This window comes from Streptomyces sp. NPDC032745 (assembly GCF_055579465.1).
This window is the reverse complement of the sequence record NZ_JBVING010000003.1, coordinates 129905-142573: the sequence shown is the minus strand read 5'-3', so window position 1 is coordinate 142573 and position 12669 is coordinate 129905. Positions and strand designations below refer to the sequence as shown.

15 protein-coding genes are annotated in these 12669 nt (G+C 72.2%); 9 read left to right on the top strand and 6 right to left on the bottom strand.

What is annotated here, in order from left to right; genetic code table 11:
• Positions 1 to 193: 193 nt before the first annotated feature.
• Positions 194 to 544, top strand: coding sequence for a WhiB family transcriptional regulator (locus tag ACZ5WG_RS08455; RefSeq protein WP_030299276.1), 351 nt, complete (start codon positions 194 to 196; stop codon positions 542 to 544).
• 63 nt (positions 545 to 607) lie between these two features.
• Here the strand turns inward: ACZ5WG_RS08455 and bagB are convergent, their stop codons facing one another.
• Both bagB and bagA read right to left on the bottom strand, forming a co-directional pair.
• The gene (gene bagB, locus ACZ5WG_RS08450; protein ID WP_468722266.1) at positions 608 to 1942 is read right to left on the bottom strand and encodes an ATPase BagB; all 1335 of its coding nucleotides are present in this window, start codon (positions 1940 to 1942) and stop codon (positions 608 to 610) included.
• Positions 1943 to 2025: 83 nt separating this feature from the next.
• Entirely contained in the window at positions 2026 to 3006 is a 981-nt protein-coding gene (gene bagA, locus ACZ5WG_RS08445; protein ID WP_468721629.1) for an ATPase BagA, read from the bottom strand.
• A 100-nt stretch (positions 3007 to 3106) separates the two neighbouring features.
• Here bagA and ACZ5WG_RS08440 point away from each other — a divergent pair, with 100 nt between their 5' ends.
• The 5 genes from ACZ5WG_RS08440 (at position 3107) to ACZ5WG_RS08420 (ending at position 5947) form a co-directional block, all read left to right on the top strand.
• The gene (locus ACZ5WG_RS08440; RefSeq protein ID WP_007264966.1) at positions 3107 to 3268 is read left to right on the top strand and encodes a DUF4177 domain-containing protein; all 162 of its coding nucleotides are present in this window, start codon (positions 3107 to 3109) and stop codon (positions 3266 to 3268) included.
• The gene (locus tag ACZ5WG_RS08435) at positions 3265 to 3738 is read left to right on the top strand and encodes a RidA family protein (RefSeq protein WP_468721628.1); all 474 of its coding nucleotides are present in this window, start codon (positions 3265 to 3267) and stop codon (positions 3736 to 3738) included. Before ACZ5WG_RS08440 ends, ACZ5WG_RS08435 begins: the two co-directional genes overlap by 4 nt.
• A 267-nt stretch (positions 3739 to 4005) precedes the next feature.
• Positions 4006 to 4818, top strand: a complete 813-nt coding sequence (locus ACZ5WG_RS08430) for an NUDIX hydrolase (protein WP_468722264.1) — start codon at positions 4006 to 4008, stop codon at positions 4816 to 4818.
• Positions 4815 to 5660 carry an MBL fold metallo-hydrolase gene (locus tag ACZ5WG_RS08425; RefSeq protein ID WP_468721627.1) on the top strand — a complete coding sequence of 282 codons (846 nt, stop codon included), beginning with the start codon at positions 4815 to 4817 and terminating at the stop codon, positions 5658 to 5660. Before ACZ5WG_RS08430 ends, ACZ5WG_RS08425 begins: the two co-directional genes overlap by 4 nt.
• The gene (locus ACZ5WG_RS08420; RefSeq protein ID WP_468721626.1) at positions 5657 to 5947 is read left to right on the top strand and encodes a hypothetical protein; all 291 of its coding nucleotides are present in this window, start codon (positions 5657 to 5659) and stop codon (positions 5945 to 5947) included. Before ACZ5WG_RS08425 ends, ACZ5WG_RS08420 begins: the two co-directional genes overlap by 4 nt.
• Before the next feature lie 8 nt (positions 5948 to 5955).
• Here the strand turns inward: ACZ5WG_RS08420 and ACZ5WG_RS08415 are convergent, their stop codons facing one another.
• Together ACZ5WG_RS08415 and ACZ5WG_RS08410 are read right to left on the bottom strand one after the other, a co-directional pair.
• Positions 5956 to 6756, bottom strand: a complete 801-nt coding sequence (locus tag ACZ5WG_RS08415) for a nucleotidyltransferase domain-containing protein (protein WP_468721624.1) — start codon at positions 6754 to 6756, stop codon at positions 5956 to 5958.
• Between the two features lie 169 nt (positions 6757 to 6925).
• A complete protein-coding gene (locus ACZ5WG_RS08410) occupies positions 6926 to 7600 on the bottom strand; it encodes a Crp/Fnr family transcriptional regulator (RefSeq protein WP_003981529.1) in 675 nt (224 codons plus the stop codon).
• Between the two features lie 353 nt (positions 7601 to 7953).
• On the opposite strand from ACZ5WG_RS08410, the gene nth reads away from it, so the two are divergent.
• The 3 genes from nth to ACZ5WG_RS08395 all read left to right on the top strand — a co-directional run bounded on the left by nth (position 7954) and on the right by ACZ5WG_RS08395 (position 10894).
• Positions 7954 to 8721 carry an endonuclease III gene (gene nth / locus ACZ5WG_RS08405; protein ID WP_389590642.1) on the top strand — a complete coding sequence of 256 codons (768 nt, stop codon included), beginning with the start codon at positions 7954 to 7956 and terminating at the stop codon, positions 8719 to 8721.
• Between the two features lie 162 nt (positions 8722 to 8883).
• The gene (locus ACZ5WG_RS08400; RefSeq protein WP_468721622.1) at positions 8884 to 9678 is read left to right on the top strand and encodes an NUDIX hydrolase; all 795 of its coding nucleotides are present in this window, start codon (positions 8884 to 8886) and stop codon (positions 9676 to 9678) included.
• A gap of 13 nt (positions 9679 to 9691) precedes the next feature.
• A complete protein-coding gene (locus ACZ5WG_RS08395; protein ID WP_030299293.1) occupies positions 9692 to 10894 on the top strand; it encodes a MarP family serine protease in 1203 nt (400 codons plus the stop codon).
• 346 nt (positions 10895 to 11240) lie between these two features.
• Here the strand turns inward: ACZ5WG_RS08395 and ACZ5WG_RS08390 are convergent, their stop codons facing one another.
• Positions 11241 to 12200: an alpha/beta fold hydrolase gene (locus tag ACZ5WG_RS08390; protein WP_468721620.1), complete on the bottom strand. Its 960-nt coding sequence runs from the start codon at positions 12198 to 12200 to the stop codon at positions 11241 to 11243.
• The gene (locus ACZ5WG_RS08385; RefSeq protein WP_468721619.1) at positions 12197 to 12655 is read right to left on the bottom strand and encodes a phage holin family protein; all 459 of its coding nucleotides are present in this window, start codon (positions 12653 to 12655) and stop codon (positions 12197 to 12199) included. Before ACZ5WG_RS08385 ends, ACZ5WG_RS08390 begins: the two co-directional genes overlap by 4 nt.
• Positions 12656 to 12669: the final 14 nt, after the last annotated feature.

Sequence of the window (12669 nt, the reverse complement as noted above, 5' to 3'; positions counted from 1 at the left end):
AATGGTCGGGCATGTCGCCGGATCACTCCGTCGGGTGATCTGCCGCTTACCCATAGTCCGTTCGGACCATTCAAGATTGGGCCCGTCGGGGGTGTTGCACTGTCCCCGCCTTCCGTAACGTCCTCAACTGGCAGCGGTGAATATGCCGCTACCGCCGTGGGGGAGCCTCGATTCGGGAGAGGACGGCGCCGGGATGGGCTGGGTTACCGACTGGAGTGCGCAGGCAGCCTGCCGCACTACCGATCCGGATGAACTGTTCGTTCAAGGAGCGGCACAGAACAGGGCCAAGGCGGTGTGCACCGGATGTCCGGTGCGGACCGAGTGCCTGGCCGACGCGCTCGACAATCGTGTCGAGTTCGGAGTATGGGGCGGAATGACCGAGCGGGAGCGTCGCGCATTGCTGCGCCGGCGTCCCACCGTCACCTCGTGGCGACGGCTGCTCGAAACCGCCCGCACCGAGTACGAGCGCAGTACAGGCATCCTCACCGTGGATGTCGATGCGGAGATCGACGTTCCGTACGAGACGTACGCGGCAGCCGGGTAGACCTACCCGCGCGGTCCCGCGTACGAATGCCCCCTCACCCGGAGGCAGTCGTCGTACGAACGCCTACGCTCCGGCCGGAACCCCGGCCGCGAGTTGCTCTCCGATGGCCCGCAGCCCGGCGAGGTCGTGCACATCGCCGGGCAGGGCGGCCACCTCGGCCACCGCCACCTCGGGGTGCAGCGAGGTGAAGCGATCGCGTGTGCGCTGTTCGCGCGCGATCACCTGCATCCGTTCCGCGTGCAGGCGCAACAGTCCTGCGGTGATCTCGTCCACGCCGGCATCGGCGTCGGGGTCGGCTTCGGGGTCTGAGTCTGCGTGGGCATGGGCGTCGGCACGGGTATCGGCATCGGGGGAGCCGGTCTCGGTCCCGCTCCCGGGAGTTTCCCTGGCGTCGGCGGCCTCCGCGGCCGAGTCACGAAGTCCAGCTTTCCCGGACTCCTGATCGACAATGCCGCCTTCTTCAAGATTCTCTGCGGCGGCCAACGCCCGCTCTGCGGACAGCTGGTCGGCACCGCTGCCGTGCACCCGGTTCAGTACGAGCCCGGCCAGCGGCATCTGCTCCGCGGCCAGCCGCTCCACGAAGTACGCCGCCTCCCGCAGCGCGTCCGGCTCGGGCGCCGCGACCACCAGGAAGGCCGTGCCCGGAGCCTGCAGCAGACGGAACGTCGCGTCCGCGCGGGTGCGGAAACCGCCGAACATCGTGTCCATCGCCGCCACGAACGTCTGCACGTCCTTCAGCAGCGAGGCACCCATCAGCTTGCTGAGCGTGCCGGTCATCAGGGACATGCCGACGTTGAGGAACTTCATCCCCGCCCGGCCGCCCACCTTCGCCGGAGCCATCAGCACCCGGATGAACTTCCCGTCCAGGAAGGACCCCAGCCGCTTCGGTGCGTCGAGGAAGTCCAGCGCGGACCGGCTCGGCGGGGTGTCCACGACGATCAGGTCCCAGTCGTCCCGGGCCCGCAGCTGGCCCAGCTTCTCCATCGCCATGTACTCCTGCGTGCCCGCGAACCCGGCCGACAGGGACTGGTAGAAGGGGTTGGCGAGGATGGCCTCCGCCCGCTCGGCGTCCGCATGACCCTCGACGATCTCGTCGAAGGTCCGCTTCATGTCGAGCATCATGGCGTGCAGTTCGCCGCCGTCGACCCCCTTCACCTTGCGCGGGGTGTTGTCCAGCGAGTCGATCCCCATCGACTGGGCGAGCCGCCGCGCCGGGTCGATGGTCAGCACGACCACCTTCCGCCCGCGCTCCGCCGCCCGTACGCCCAGGGCCGCGGCGGTGGTCGTCTTGCCGACCCCGCCCGCACCGCAGCAGACGATGATCCGCGTCCCGGGGTCGTCCAGCAGCCGGTCCACGGCCAGCCGCGGCGGAGTGTCCATGCCGATGCCCCCCTTCATGCCCGCGCTCACGGTCGTACCCGTGCCCGTGCCCGTGCCCGTACCCGTACCCGTGCCCGTGCCCATACGCGTGGTGGCCCCGCTCATTCCTCGCCCGCCTGCTTCCGCAGCTCCGAGGCCAGCTCGTACAGCCCGGCCAGATCCATCCCCGCGCCGAGCAGGGGGAGTTCGTACGTCGGCACGTCCAGCTGCCCCAGTACGGTGCGCTGCGCGCGCTCCAGCTCCACCCGGCTCGCGTGCTCGGCGGCCTGCGCGAGCAGCGGGTCCACCAGCCGCTCCGCGAGCCCGCCGCGGCGCGCGCCGCCCAGACCCGCCCGGGACAGGGCCTTGGCCACGTCCGCGCGGCGCTCGCCGGCGGCGGCGCGCAGGGCGTCCTCGTCCAGGTGGTGCGGGCGCACCATGTTGACCACGACCCGCCCCACGGGCAGTCCGGCCTCCTCGAGTTCGGCGATCCCGTCCGCGGTCTCCTGCACGGGCATCTCCTCGAGCAGCGTGACCAGGTGGACGGCCGTCTCGGGGGACTTGAGCACCTTCATGACGGCCTGCGCCTGGTTGTGGATCGGCCCGAACCGGGCCAGCCCCGCCACCTCGTCGTTGACGTTCAGGAAGCGGGTGATCCGCCCGGTCGGCGGGGCGTCCATGATCACGTGGTCGTAGACGTACCGGCCGGCCTTGTCCTTGCGCCGGACGGCCTCGCACGCCTTGCCCGTCAGCAGTACGTCCCGCAGCCCGGGCGCGATGGTCGTCGCGAAGTCGATGGCGCCGAGCTTCTTGAGGGCGCGGCCGGCGGAGCCGAGCTTGTAGAACATCTGGAGGTAGTCCAGCAGGGCCCGCTCGGCATCGATGGCCAGGGCGAACACCTCCCCGCCGCCCGAGGCCACGGCGATCTTCCGCTCCTCGTACGGGAGCGCCTCCGCCCCGAAGAGCTGCGCGATCCCCTGCCTGCCCTCGACCTCCACCAGAAGCGTCCGCCCGCCCTCGCGCGCGAGGGCGAGCGCGAGTGCCGCGGCGACCGTGGTCTTTCCGGTTCCGCCCTTGCCGCTGACCACCTGGAGCCTGCTCACAGCGTCTGAGCCTAACCACTCGCCCCTCGGGCTGTGCATGAGCCTCCCCCAACCTTCGGCCGGGCGGACCCCTGGCCTGTCAGGCGTTACGCTCGCCTCCATGACCAAGAAGTTCGAATACGCGACGGTCCCGCTGCTGGTCCACGCCACCAAGCAGATCCTGGACACCTGGGGCGAGGACGGCTGGGAGCTCGTCCAGGTCGTACCCGGCCCGAACAACCCCGAGCAGCTCGTGGCCTACCTCAAGCGGGAGAAGGCATGAGCGGCGCTGTCGAGGCGAAGCTGGCCGAGCTCGGCCTGACCCTGCCCGAGGTCGTCCCGCCGCTGGCCACGTACCAGCCGGCCGTGCGGTCGGGCGCGTACGTGTTCACCGCGGGGCAGCTCCCGATGGTCAAGGGCAGCCTGTCGCTCACCGGCAAGGTCGGTGCGGAGGTCTCCGCGGAGCAGGCCAAGGAGCTGGCCGCGACCTGCGCGCTGAACGCCCTGGCCGCGGTGAAGTCCGTGATCGGCGACCTCGACAAGATCGCGCGTGTCGTGAAGGTCGTCGGCTTCATCGCCTCGGCCCCGGACTTCACGGGCCAGCCGGGCGTGCTGAACGGTGCGAGCGAGCTGCTGGGTGCGGTGCTCGGCGAGAAGGGCGTCCACGCCCGCAGCGCCGTCGGCGTGGCGGTGCTCCCGCTGGACGCCCCGGTCGAGGTCGAGATCCAGGTGGAGCTCGTTCCCGGAGCCTGACCCGTACGACTTCCCGTGCAGCCCCCGCCGACTCCCGGCGGGGGCTGCACGCGTTTCCGGGTGCTCGGTTGCGGGCCCGGTCGGGCGGGACGCGGCTCGGGCAGGGGAGTGGGCCTCGAACATCGGGCCGGATGGCCGTAGCATCCCGCCATGCCCAACGGTGAGCAGGGACAGCAGCAGACACCCGGAGTTTCCGGTGCGCACGGCGCCACCCCCGCCGGGGGCCAGTGGTACCCGCCCGAGTGGCCCGACCGGATCCGCGCACTCATGGACGGCTCCCTCACCCCGGTGGAGCCCAGACGCGCCGCCACCGTCATGCTGCTCCGCGACGCCCCCGACGGCCCCGTCGTGCACATGCTGCGCCGCAAGGCCTCCATGGCCTTCGCGGGCGGCGCGTACGCCTACCCCGGCGGCGGGGTCGACCCCCGCGACGAGGACCACCTCGTCGGCTGGGCCGGCCCGAGCCGGGAGGAGTGGGCCGCCCGCCTCGCCACCGACCCCCGGACCGCCCAGGCCATCGTCTGCGGCGCCGTCCGCGAGACCTTCGAGGAGGCGGGCGTCCTGCTCGCCGGCGAGACCGCCGACACGGTCGTCGGCGACACCACCGGCGACGACTGGGAGGCCGACCGTGCGGCCCTCGTCGCCCGCGAGCTGTCCTTCGCCGAGTTCCTCGACCGCCGCGGCCTGCGGCTGCGCTCCGACCTGCTCGGTGCCTGGGCCCGCTGGATCACCCCGGAGTTCGAGCCCCGCCGCTACGACACCTGGTTCTTCGTCGCCGCCCTCCCGGAGGGCCAGCGCACCCGCAACGCCTCCACCGAGGCCGACCGGACCGTCTGGATCCGCCCCGCGGACGCCGCCGACGGCTACGACAAGGGCGAGCTGCTGATGATGCCGCCCACCATCTCCACCCTGCGCTCCCTCGAGCCGTACGGGAGCGCGGCCGAGGCCCTCACGGCGGCCGCCGCCCAGGATCTGACGCCTGTGCTCGCCCGGGCCTCGCTGGAGAACGGCGAAGTGGTGCTCAGCTGGCCGGGCCACGACGAGTTCACCAAGCGCGTCCGCCCCGGAGGTACCCCGTGACGAATGCTGCCGCTCTTCCCGGACAGCCCCGCGGAACCGTCACCTCAGGGCCCGCCACCGCCCGCGCGGTCAACATCCTGGCCCCCAACGCCTCGGCGATGACCCTGGACGGCACCAATACCTGGCTCGTCTCGGAACCCGGCTCCACGGAAGCCGTCGTCATCGATCCCGGCCCCCTCGACGACGTCCACCTGCGCGCGGTCGTGGAGACCGCAGAGCAGGCGGGCAAGCGGATCGCCCTGACCCTCCTCACCCACGGCCATCCCGACCACGCCGAGGGTGCGGGCCGGTTCGCCGAGCTCACCGGTACCAAGGTCCGCGCCCTGGACCCCGCGCTGCGCCTCGGGGACGAGGGGCTGGCCGCCGGTGACGTGGTCCGGACGGGCGGGCTGGAGCTGCGCGTCGTCCCGACCCCCGGCCACACCGCCGACTCGCTCAGTTTCCACCTGCCCGCCGACCGGGCCGTCCTGACCGGCGACACGATCCTCGGCCGCGGCACCACCGTCGTCGCGCACCCCGACGGCCGCCTCGGCGACTACCTGGACTCCCTGCGCCGGCTGCGCTCGCTGACGGTCGACGACGGCGTGCACACGGTGCTCCCGGGGCACGGACCGGTCCTGGACGACGCGCAGGGCGCGGTGGAGTTCTACCTGGCCCACCGCGCGCACCGGCTCGCCCAGGTCGAGACCGCGGTGGAGAACGGCTTCGTCACCCCCGAGGCGGTCGTCGCCCAGGTCTACGCGGACGTGGACCGTTCGCTGTGGCCGGCGGCGGAATGGTCCGTGCGCGCGCAGCTCGAGTACCTTCAAGATCACGGACTGATCCCGGGAGGGCCCGAATGACCACGCTGTTCTTGCTGCTCGCGCTCATCGCCACGGCCTCGTGGATCACTTCGACGGTGACCCTGCGCATGAAGGCCCTCGAACGGCGCTCGGAGCGCCTGGAGCGGCGGCTGGGGCTGGTCCTGGACCACTTCGGCATAGAGGAGCCGGAGCCGGCCGGGCTGGACGAGGTACGGGCGCTGGTGCGCGACGGCCGCACGGTCGAGGCCATCCGCGTCTACCGGCGGATCACCGGGGCGGGCCTGCTCGAGGCGAAGCAGGCGGTCGAGGCCCTGACGGCCGTCTGAGCCCGCCTTCAGCGGGGCGTCTTGGTGCCGTGCCGGGCCGTGTACTCGTCCGCGAGCCACGGGCCGAGGTCTTCCAGGTACGCGTGCAGCACGGCCGGGTCCTCGGCCGGATCCAGCGCCACCGCGGCCGCGGCCCGCATCTGCGCGGCGCGCTCCGGGTAGTACCGCCCGAAGATCTCCGCGGACTCGGCGAGATCGCTCGTCCAGCCGCCCCACCGGGGCATCACGAGGGTGAACCCGGTGCGCACCAGGTGCCGCGAGAAGTGCCGGCTGAGCCTGCGGTACTCGGCGGGGGCCGACGCGGCTTCCAGCCGGGCCCGCCAGCGGGGTAGTACGGCGGCCAGGTCGCCGTTGGTCTCACGGGCGAGCAGGCTGTCCGGGCGGTAGCGCGGGAGGTGCTCGGCCAGGTCCGCGCCGAGCAGCGGGGTGCACAGGCAGGCGAGGAACCAGCCCAGGTCGTCCCGTTCCTGCTCGCTCAGCAGGGTGTTCTTGCCGTAGAGCAGGATGCCGACGCCGTCGATCTCGGCGAAGTCCTGGTCGAGCCCGCGCGCCAGCACCTCGGCGGTGTCCCGGTCCTCGTCGGCGGCTTCGTGGTGCAGGGCGAGCAGCAGGTCGAGGTCGGAGCGTCCCGGGCGGGCCGTCCCGCGCGGCACGGACCCGTACAGGTACGCGCTGTGCAGCCGCTGCCCGTACGCCTCGCCGATCCGCTCGCGCGCCGCGGCGACGACCGGCCCGAAGGCGCCCTGGACCCGGCCGAGCGACCCCTCGCGCTCGAAGTACCCGTCCGCATCCAGCCCTCTGCGCTCCATGGCCCACCTTCCTCGTCCAGCCCCGCCGGCGTTCGAGGCGCGGGGTTCGGGGCGGACCCCCGACACGCCCGGCGCGGCCGGGGCCCGCTCGCGCACCGGCGCCGTACCCGGAAACGGCGGAGGGGCCCCGCCCGACCGGGCAGGACCCCTCCGCGCGAAGCCGAAGGCGTCAGCGGGACCGCTTCGCGAGGCGCTCCACGTCCAGCAGGATCACCGCGCGCGCCTCCAGGCGGAGCCAGCCGCGGCCCGCGAAGTCGGCCAGGGCCTTGTTCACGGTCTCGCGCGAGGCGCCGACGAGCTGTGCGAGCTCCTCCTGCGTCAGGTCGTGCACCACGTGGATGCCCTCCTCCGACTGCACGCCGAACCGGCGCGACAGGTCGAGGAGCGCCCGCGCCACACGGCCCGGGACATCGGAGAAGACCAGGTCGGACATCTGGTCGTTGGTCTTGCGCAGGCGCCGTGCCACCGCACGCAGCAGCGCGGTCGCGACCTCGGGCCGGGCGTTGAGCCACGGCTGCAGGTCGCCGTGGCCGAGGCCGAGCAGCTTGACCTCGGTCAGGGCGGTGGCGGTGGCGGTGCGCGGGCCGGGGTCGAAGAGCGACAGCTCGCCGATCAGCTCACCGGGGCCGAGGACGGCCAGCATGTTCTCGCGGCCGTCGGGGGAGGTGCGGTGCAGCTTCACCTTGCCCTCGGTCACTACATACAGCCGGTCGCCGGGGTCGCCCTCGTGGAACAGGGCGTCACCGCGTGCGAGGGTCACCTCGCCCATGGAGGCGCGGAGCTCCGCGGCCTGCTCGTCATCGAGCGCCGCGAAGAGCGGGGCGCGCCGCAGAACGTCGTCCACGAGTCTCTCTCCTATGTCGACCAGCTCAGGGGACCGTGCTCCCCATTTTGCCGGACGGCTCAAACAGTGCGATCAATCACAAGGATGCCGGACGTACGGGCGTGCTGTGCGGCGAGAGGCCAATCAGAGTGGTGTTACCTGAGGTCCAGGCGGGTGTCAGCGCCCGGCCTTAGGCTGGCCGGGTGTCCAATAAGCCGGTGAGAGCACAGGCCAAGGGGTCCGCAGGAGTGACGGACGCCCCCGATTCAGCTGTGGGCGAACAAGCCCCCAAGAAGGTGTCCGGGAAGCCCCGGAAGGCCCCGCCGAGCCCCCAGGGCAAAGCTTCGGCCAAGAAAACGGAATCGCGCCTGGCGATGGTGCGCCGGGCCCGCCGCATCAACCGTGAGCTGGCCGAGCTCTACCCGTACGCCCATCCCGAGCTCGACTTCCGGAATCCCTTCGAGCTGCTGGTCGCCACGGTGCTCTCCGCCCAGACCACCGACCTGCGCGTGAACCAGACGACCCCGGCCCTGTTCGCCGCCTACCCGACTCCCGAGGACATGGCCGCGGCCGTTCCCGAGGATCTGGAGGAGCTCATCCGGCCGACCGGGTTCTTCCGGGCCAAGTCGCGGTCCCTCCTCGGCCTCTCGCAGGCCCTGCGGGACAACTTCGGCGGTGAGGTCCCGGGCCGGATCGAGGACCTCGTGACGCTGCCCGGAGTCGGCCGGAAGACGGCCAACGTGGTGCTCGGCAATGCGTTCGGCGTCCCGGGGATCACCGTGGACACCCACTTCGGCCGGCTGGTCCGCCGCTGGAAGTGGACCGAGCAGGAGGACCCGGAGAAGGTCGAGGCGGAGATCTGCGCGATCTTCCCGAAGAGCGAGTGGACGATGCTCTCGCACCGCGTCGTCTTCCACGGCCGCCGGATCTGCCACGCCCGCAAGCCCGCCTGCGGCGCCTGCCCGATCGCCCCGCTCTGCCCGGCGTACGGGGAGGGCGAGACCGACCCGGAGAAGGCGAAGAAGCTGCTCAAGTACGAGAAGGGCGGACAGCCCGGCCAGCGGCTGAGCCCGCCGCCGGACTACCCGGGCCTGCCGGCCCTGCCGCTGGGCGGCGGCCAGGCGGCCTCCACCGCCTCCTGAGCAAAGGGCGCGAGCACGCGGCACGAGCACGCAGTACGAGCACGCATCACGGCCGTGGGCCGCCGCACAGCGGCCCGCGGAGGAACGAATCCGGCCCGGGGCTGCGTTGTCCCCGTATCGGGACGGCGACGGTGTCGGCAACGGCAGGGAGCAGGGGTGCCTATGACGCGCGGAGCGCGGGACGACAGCAGCGTGGCCCAGGCGGCCGCGCCGCCGCAGCAGGGCAAGCACGGCACGACGCCGGGCGCGTCGCAGGCCGCGCCGCGGGGCAACCGGTACGAGGACCACGGCGCCCCGCGCGTGAGCAGCCAGGGGCTGCCCGGCTGGCTCGATCCCGTCGTGGAGGCCGCGCGGACGGTCCGGCCGACCCAGCTCAGCCGTTTCCTGCCGCCCGAGGACGGCCGGGGCCGCCAGTCCGCGGTGCTGATCCTGTTCGGCGAGGGCCCGCGCGGCCCCGAGCTGCTGCTCATGGAGCGCGCCGGGAGCCTGCGCTCGCATCCCGGCCAGCCCTCGTTCCCCGGCGGCGCCCTCGATCCGGAGGACGGCGATCCGCATGCCGCCGGCCCGCTGCGCGCCGCCCTGCGCGAGGCCGAGGAGGAGACCGGGCTCGACCCCGCCGGCGTCCAGCTCTTCGGTGTCCTGCCGCGGCTGTACATCCCGGTCAGCGAGTTCGTCGTGACCCCGGTGCTCGGCTGGTGGCGCGATCCCAGCCCGGTCGGCGCCGTGGACCCGGCCGAGACCGCCCGCGTCTTCACGGTTCCCGTGGCCGATCTCACGGATCCCGATCATCGGGTCACGGCCGTCCACCCGAGCGGCCACCTGGGCCCCGCTTTCACCGTCGAATCGGCTCTGGTCTGGGGCTTTACCGCCGGAGTGATCGACCGGCTGCTGCATTTCGCGGGGTGGGAGCGCCCATGGGACCGGTCCAGGCAGGTCCCGCTCGACTGGCGCGCATGAGACGGTGACCCTCGTGAACGTGCTGGACATCCTGTTGCTGGTCGCCGCCGTCTGGTTTGCGATCGTCGGCTACCGCCAGGGGTTCGTCGTCGGCATCCTGTCGGTGATCGGCTTCCTCGGCGGTGGTCTCATCGCCGTGTCCCTGCTCCCGCTGATCTGGGACCGGGTGACCGACAACGGCACCCAGGTGTCCACCACGGTCGTCGTGATCGCCGTGGTCGTGATCATCGTCTGTGCCTCGATCGGGCAGGCCTTCACCACCCATCTGGGCAACCGGCTGCGCCGCCACATCACGTGGTCGCCGGCCCGCGTGGTCGACGCGACCGGCGGGGCCCTGGTCAACGTCGTCGCGATGCTGCTGGTGGCGTGGCTGATCGGCTCGGCGCTCGCCGGGACGTCACTTCCCACGCTGGGCAAGGAAGTCCGCAATTCCAAGGTGCTGCTGGGCGTCTCGCGGGTGCTGCCCGCGCAGGCCAACACCTGGTTCTCGGACTTCAGCTCCACCCTTGCGCGCAGCGGCTTCCCGCAGGTGTTCAGCCCGTTCTCCAACGAGCCGATCACCGAGGTGAAGGCGCCCGACCCCGCGCTCGCCCGCAGCCCCGTCGCCGAGGCGGCCAAGCGCTCGATCGTGAAGGTCGTCGGTACCGCGCCGAGCTGCAGCAAGGTGCTGGAGGGCACCGGCTTCGTCTTCGCGCCCGGCAAGGTGATGACCAACGCGCATGTCGTCGGCGGGGTCGGCGAGCCGACCGTGCAGATCGGCGGCGAGGGCAAGCTCTACGACGGCAAGGTCGTGCTCTACGACTGGGAGCGCGACATCGCCGTCCTGGACGTGCCCAAGCTGAAGGCGCCCGCGCTGGAGTTCACCGACAAGGACGCGGCGAGCAGCAGCGACGCGATCGTCGCCGGCTTCCCGGAGAACGGCTCGTACGACGTCCGCGCGGCGCGCGTCCGCGGCCGGATCAACGCCAACGGCCCGGACATCTACCACCGCGGCACCGTCCGGCGCGACGTCTACTCGCTGTACGCGACGGTCCGCCAGGGCAACTCCGGCGGCCCGCTGCTCACGCCCGACGGCAAGGTGTACGGGGTCGTCTTCGCGAAGTCGCTCGACGACCCGAACACCGGGTACGCGCTGACGGCGGACGAGGTCCGCGACGACATCCGGATCGGCAAGGTCTCCGACCGGCGGGTCGACAGCCAGGGCTGCGCCCTCTGATCCGTACGGGCACCTTGCCCGTACGGAAGGGGCGCCGCGCCCGGCTACGTCCGTGGATGCCGCAGGCGGGCCGAGACCCAGCGGGCCCGGCGGCGCAGGATGCGTGGGATCCCGAGGCGGGGGTCGTGGCCGTCCCGGCCCGGCCTCCCGTGTGCGCCCGGCGTCGCTGCCGGGCGGCGTTCGCGTGCGGTGTCACCGTAGTCGTGCGTCCAGCCCATACAACGAGCTGTGCCCGGGCCCCAAGGTCCGTAACCCCGTCCGGGGCGGCCAATTGGCCTATGCGCCAGGCAATTGAATGGTCGTAAGACAGTCGTACCGGCTGCCGTGTTGACGGTCGGTCAGACGCTCAGCGGTCCGGCTCGGGGTCCTTGAGCCAGTTCACCAGCTCGGTCGAGAACGCGGCGGGATCCTCCTCGTGGGGGAAGTGCCCGAGGCCGTCGAACAGCCGCCACCGGTACGGGGCTTCGACGTACTCCCCGGAGCCGGCCGCGCTCCGGGTCCGCATCACCGGGTCGAGCGAGCCGTGCAGATGCAGCGTCGGTACCCGCACCGGCCGCTTCATCCGGCGGTTGAACTGGAGCCCGTCCGGCCGCGCCATCGACCGCATCATCCAGCGGTACGGCTCGATCGAGCAGTGCGCGGTGGACGGGATGCACATCGCCCGCCGGTACACGTCGAGGTCCTCCGGATCGGGGGGCACGGGCCCGGACCAGTCCCGGATCAGCTCCCCCACGAGCGCCCCGTCGTCGGCGACCAGCTGCCGCTCGGGGATGAACGGCCGCTGGAAGCCCCAGATGTGCGAACTGGCCCGGGTCTGCCCGAAGTCGGACAGCATCGCCGAGCGCCAGCGCCGCGGGTGCGGCATCGAGGAGACCACGAGCCGGCGCACCAGCTTGGGCCGCATCACGGCCGCGGTCCAGGCGAGGTAGCCGCCCAAGTCGTGTCCCACGAGGGCGGCGTCCGGCTCGCCGAGGGACCGTACGACCCCGGTGATGTCGAGCGCCAGGTTCGCGGGGTCGTAGCCGCGCGGGGTGCGGTCGCTGCCGCCCACCCCGCGCAGGTCCATCGCGACCGCCCGGTACCCGGCGTCGGCGAGCGCGGTCAGCTGGTGCCGCCACGTCCACCAGAACTGCGGGAAGCCGTGCAGCAGCAGCACCAGCGGTCCGTCGCCGAGCTCGGCGACGTGGAACCGGGCCCCGTTGGCCGCGACGTCCCGGTGGGTCACCGCCCTCCCGCCGGGCACATCGATCCGGACCGCCGTCGCGGCGGTGGGCGGAGTGCTGGAGTCCGGTGAGGGCGCTGTCATGAGGACGAGCGTGCCACACCCACGGCCTGGTCACTCACCGACCGCGGGTGCGGCTTGACGGTCCCGACGAGTGCCGCGGTCTGCTTGACGGAGGCGATGGTCTTCTCCGGCGGCTTGACCTTCTTGAACTTCGACATGGCGATCAGCGCCAGCAGGCCCGCGAGCAGCAGGAACGCCACGCCGACGATGAGGAAGGACCATGCGAGCCCGAGCCCGAGGTTGTGGATCCCGTACGCCGCGGCGAAGCTCAGCACGGGCAGGGAGAACAGGGCGAACACTCCTGCGATCCCGATGGCGGTGCCGCCGACGCCCACGCGCTTGACGTCCTGGCGGATCTCCGCCTTGGCGAGGGCGATCTCGTCGTGCACCAGGGCGGACATCTCGGCGGTGGCCGAGGCGACCAGCTGGCCGAGTGTGCGCTCGGCTCCTTGCGCCCCTTGGTCCACTGCGCTCATCGCTCTCTCCCTCT

Coding starts and splice junctions, on each gene's coding strand:
- ACZ5WG_RS08455 (WP_030299276.1), top strand. CDS start 194: ATGGGCTGGGTTACCGACTGGAGTGCGCAGGCAGCCTGCCGCACTACC.
- bagB (WP_468722266.1), bottom strand. CDS start 1,942: ATGAAGGGGGGCATCGGCATGGACACTCCGCCGCGGCTGGCCGTGGAC.
- ACZ5WG_RS08440 (WP_007264966.1), top strand. CDS start 3,107: ATGACCAAGAAGTTCGAATACGCGACGGTCCCGCTGCTGGTCCACGCC.
- ACZ5WG_RS08435 (WP_468721628.1), top strand. CDS start 3,265: ATGAGCGGCGCTGTCGAGGCGAAGCTGGCCGAGCTCGGCCTGACCCTG.
- ACZ5WG_RS08430 (WP_468722264.1), top strand. CDS start 4,006: ATGGACGGCTCCCTCACCCCGGTGGAGCCCAGACGCGCCGCCACCGTC.
- ACZ5WG_RS08420 (WP_468721626.1), top strand. CDS start 5,657: ATGACCACGCTGTTCTTGCTGCTCGCGCTCATCGCCACGGCCTCGTGG.
- ACZ5WG_RS08415 (WP_468721624.1), bottom strand. CDS start 6,756: ATGGAGCGCAGAGGGCTGGATGCGGACGGGTACTTCGAGCGCGAGGGG.
- nth (WP_389590642.1), top strand. CDS start 7,954: ATGGTGCGCCGGGCCCGCCGCATCAACCGTGAGCTGGCCGAGCTCTAC.
- ACZ5WG_RS08400 (WP_468721622.1), top strand. CDS start 8,884: ATGACGCGCGGAGCGCGGGACGACAGCAGCGTGGCCCAGGCGGCCGCG.
- ACZ5WG_RS08390 (WP_468721620.1), bottom strand. CDS start 12,200: ATGACAGCGCCCTCACCGGACTCCAGCACTCCGCCCACCGCCGCGACG.
- ACZ5WG_RS08385 (WP_468721619.1), bottom strand. CDS start 12,655: ATGAGCGCAGTGGACCAAGGGGCGCAAGGAGCCGAGCGCACACTCGGC.